This window comes from Rhizobacter sp., from assembly GCF_031412495.1.
Lineage (GTDB): Bacteria > Pseudomonadota > Gammaproteobacteria > Burkholderiales > Burkholderiaceae_C > Schlegelella_A.
Genome location: NZ_JANODC010000157.1, coordinates 1 through 3,814, shown reverse-complemented (window position 1 = coordinate 3,814; position 3,814 = coordinate 1). Strand labels below are relative to the sequence as shown.

Sequence of the window (3,814 nt, the reverse complement as noted above, 5' to 3'; positions counted from 1 at the left end):
TACCAGCCGCAGACGGGCTCGATCAGCCTGCGCGGCAGGACCTTCCGGCACATGAACCCGCGCCAGGTCGCGGAAATGGGCGTCGCCCGCACGTTCCAGAGCCTGGCCCTGTTCAAGGGCATGAGCGTGCTCGACAACATGATGACCGGCCGCAATCTGCGCATGAAGACCAACCTCTTCCAGCAGGCGATCCGCTGGGGCGCAGCCGAGCGCGAGGAGATGACGCAGCGCGCCGCGGTGGAGCGGATCATCGACTTCCTGGAGATCCAGGCTTACCGCAAGACGCCGGTGGGACGGCTCCCCTACGGGCTGCAGAAGCGCGTGGACCTGGGCCGCGCGCTGGCCATGGAGCCGCAGGTACTGCTGCTGGACGAGCCGATGGCCGGCATGAACGTCGAGGAGAAGCAGGACATGAGCCGCTTCATCCTCGACGTGAATGACGAGTTCGGCACCACGATCGTCCTGATCGAGCACGACATGAGCGTCGTCATGGACATCAGCGACCGCGTCGTCGTGCTCGACTACGGCAAGAAGATCGGCGACGGGACGCCGGCCGAGGTGCGCAGCAACCCCGACGTGATCAGCGCCTATCTGGGGACGTCGCACTGATGGGCGGCTTCCTCGAGACGCTGATCGGCGGCCTCATGGCCGGCATGCTTTATTCGCTGATCGCGCTCGGCTTCGTGCTGATATTCAAGGCGTCGGGCGTGTTCAACTTCGCCCAGGGCGCCATGGTCCTCTTCGCCGCATTGGCGATGGCGCGCTTTTCCTATTGGCTGCCGCAGTGGCTCGGCTTCGACAACAAGCTGCTCGCCAACGTGCTCGCCTTCGCCGTCGCGATGATCATCATGATCGGCGTGGCCTGGCTGATCGAGCGGCTGGTGCTCGGCCGGCTCGTCAACCAGGAAGGCATCACGCTGCTGATGGCGACGCTGGGCATCACCTATTTCCTCGACGGCTTCGGCCAGACGATCTTCGGCAGCGACATCTACAAGCTCGACATCGGCATGCCGAAGGACCCGGTCTTCCTGTTCGAGAGCACCTTCCCCGGCGGCATCCTGATCAGCAAGGAAGACCTGTACGCCGCGGTCATCGCCGCCGCCCTGGTCACGGTCCAGAGCCGGTTCTTCCAGAAGACGTCGACCGGCCGCGCCCTTCGCGCCGTCGCCGACGACCACCAGGCGGCGCAGTCGATCGGCATTCCGCTCAGCCGCATCTGGGTCATCGTCTGGTCGGTGGCGGGGTTCGTCGCCCTGGTCGCCGGCGTCATCTGGGGCAGCAAGCTCGGCGTCCAGTTCTCGCTCTCGCTGGTCGCCCTGAAGGCGCTGCCGGTCGTGATCCTCGGCGGCCTGACCTCGGTGCCGGGGGCGATCATCGGCGGCCTGATCATCGGCGTCGGCGAGAAGCTGTCCGAGGTCTACATCGGCCCGACCTTCGGCGGCGGCATCGAGATCTGGTTTGCCTACGTGCTCGCGCTTGTCTTCCTGCTGGTCCGGCCGCAAGGCCTGTTCGGCGAGAAGATCATCGATCGGGTATGAACTTCGCGAACTTCGATCCCATCAAGGTCCTGCGCGGATCCGGCTCCGCCGGTCCGCTGCAGGCACCCCCTCGGGGGGCAGCGACCAGAGGGAGCGTGGGGGCATGATCTACCGCGAGAACGGCCAGTTCAAGACCAGCTACCGGGCGGACCAGCAGGTCTTTCCGATCGCCCAGGACCGGATCGCGATCGGCTTGCTGCTGGCTTTCGCGGCCGTCGTGATCCCGCTGACCGCACCCGAGTACCTGTTCCGGGCCGTGCTGATCCCCTTCCTCATCCTGTCGCTCGCGGCGCTCGGCCTCAACATCCTGGTCGGCTACTGCGGGCAGATCTCGCTGGGCACCGGCGCCTTCATGGCGGTCGGTGCGTACGCCGCGTACAACTTCATGGTCCGCGTCGAGGGCATGCCGCTGATCGTGGCCCTGCTGCTCGGCGGACTTTGCGCCACCGCCGTCGGGGTGGTGTTCGGGATTCCCTCCCTGCGCATCAAGGGCCTGTACCTGGCGGTCGCGACCCTGGCGGCCCAGTTCTTCACCGACTGGGCCTTCCTGCGCATCAAGTGGTTCACCAACTACTCGTCGTCGGGATCGGTCAACGTCGGCGGCCTCCAGGTGTTCGGCTTCCCCATCGAAAGCCCGGTCCAGAAGTACCTTTTCTGCCTGGGCTTCGTGATCGTCTTCGGCCTGCTCGCGAAGAACCTCGTGCGCGGGCACATCGGCCGGGAGTGGATGGCGATCCGCGACATGGACGTCGCCGCCGCCGTGATCGGCATCCGGCCCGTCTACGCCAAGCTCACCGCCTTCGCCGTGAGCTCGTTCATCGTCGGCGTGGCCGGTGCGCTCTGGGGCTTCGTCCACCTCGGCTCGTGGGAGCCAGCCGCGTTCTCGATCGACCGCTCGTTCCAGCTCCTGTTCATGGTCATCATCGGGGGCCTCGGCTCGATCATGGGGAGCTTCTTCGGCGCCGCCTTCATCGTGGTCCTGCCGATCATCCTTGACAACCTCCCGTACTGGTTCGGCGTTCCCATCGACACGGCCCTGGCCTCGCACCTCACCTTCATGATCTTCGGCGCCCTGATCGTGTTCTTCCTGATCGTCGAGCCGCACGGCATCGCGCGGCTCTGGTCGACGGCCAAAGAGAAGCTGCGGCTCTGGCCGTTCCCGCATTGAAGGTTTCCCAACCGACGCACCGGCGAGTGCTTTTTCAACCTCTGGAGACAGCCATGAAACTGAGATCGATTGCATTGGCGGCGACGCTCGCCGCGGCAGGGCTCGGCAGCCTGACCACGGCCACCCTGGTCAGCGCGCAGGCGAAGGAGCAGTTCTTCCCGGTGCTCGTCTACCGGACCGGGGCCTATGCCCCGAACGGGGTGCCGTTCGCCAACGGCTACGTCGACTACCTGAAGCTGATCAACGCGCAGGGCGGCATCAACGGCGTGCGGATCTCCTTCGAGGAGTGCGAGACCGGCTACGCGACCGACAAGGGCGTCGAGTGCTACGAGCGCCTGAAGGGCAAGAACGGCGGCGCCACGGTGTTCCAGCCGCTGTCCACCGGCATCACCTTTGCATTGACGGAAAAGGCGCCGGGCGACAAGATCCCCCTGATCACCGCCGGGTATGGCCGCAGCGAGAGCGCCGACGGCAGCATCTTCAAGTGGAACTTCCCGCTCGCCGGCACCTACTGGGTGGCGGCCGACATCCTGACCCAGCATATCGCCAAGAAAGAAGGCGGCTTCGACAAGCTGAAGGGCAAGAAGATCACCCTCGTGTACCACGACAGCCCGTACGGCAAGGAGCCTATCCCGCTGCTGCAGGAACGGGCCAAGATGCACGGATTCGAGTTCAACTCGATCCCGGTGACGCATCCCGGTGTCGAGCAGAAGGCGGCGTGGCTGCAGATCCGGCAGAACAGGCCGGACTACGTCTTCCTGTGGGGATGGGGAGTGATGAACTCCACCGCGCTGAAGGAGGCGGTCGCGACCGGCTTCCCGCGCGAGAAGATGTACGGGGTCTGGTGGGCAGCCGCCGAACCGGACGTGAAGGATGTCGGCGATGGCGCCAAGGGCTACAACGGACTGACCCTGCAGCACGGCGCCGAGCCGAACTCGAAGGTCGTCAAGGACGTCCTGGCCCTGGTGCACGGCAAGGGTCAGGGCACGGGCCCGAAGGAGGAGGTCGGCAGCGTTCTCTACATGCGCGGACTGATGAGCGCGATGCTCGGCGTCGAGGGCGTTCGCCGCGCCCAGGAACGCTACGGCAAGGGCAAGTGGATGAGCGG

4 protein-coding genes are annotated in these 3,814 nt (G+C 65.7%); all 4 read left to right on the top strand.

Going from position 1 to position 3,814, the window contains the following annotated elements:
• On the top strand, positions 1 to 609 hold a 609-nt coding region (locus AC30N0_RS05695), incomplete at its 5' end, for an ABC transporter ATP-binding protein (protein WP_489516959.1).
• Complete coding sequence (locus AC30N0_RS05690) at positions 609 to 1,538, top strand: branched-chain amino acid ABC transporter permease (protein WP_489516958.1); 930 nt, start codon at positions 609 to 611, stop codon at positions 1,536 to 1,538. The genes AC30N0_RS05695 and AC30N0_RS05690, both read left to right, overlap by 1 nt.
• Before the next feature lie 103 nt (positions 1,539 to 1,641).
• A complete protein-coding gene (locus AC30N0_RS05685) occupies positions 1,642 to 2,706 on the top strand; it encodes a branched-chain amino acid ABC transporter permease (RefSeq protein ID WP_489516957.1) in 1,065 nt (354 codons plus the stop codon).
• A gap of 53 nt (positions 2,707 to 2,759) precedes the next feature.
• The coding region (locus tag AC30N0_RS05680; protein ID WP_489516956.1) for an ABC transporter substrate-binding protein at positions 2,760 to 3,814 on the top strand (1,055 nt) is incomplete at its 3' end.

Bases quoted from the DNA above. Each gene is read 5' to 3' on its own strand.
- AC30N0_RS05685 (WP_489516957.1), top strand. From the start codon at position 1,642: ATGATCTACCGCGAGAACGGCCAGTTCAAGACCAGCTACCGGGCGGAC.
- AC30N0_RS05690 (WP_489516958.1), top strand. From the start codon at position 609: ATGGGCGGCTTCCTCGAGACGCTGATCGGCGGCCTCATGGCCGGCATG.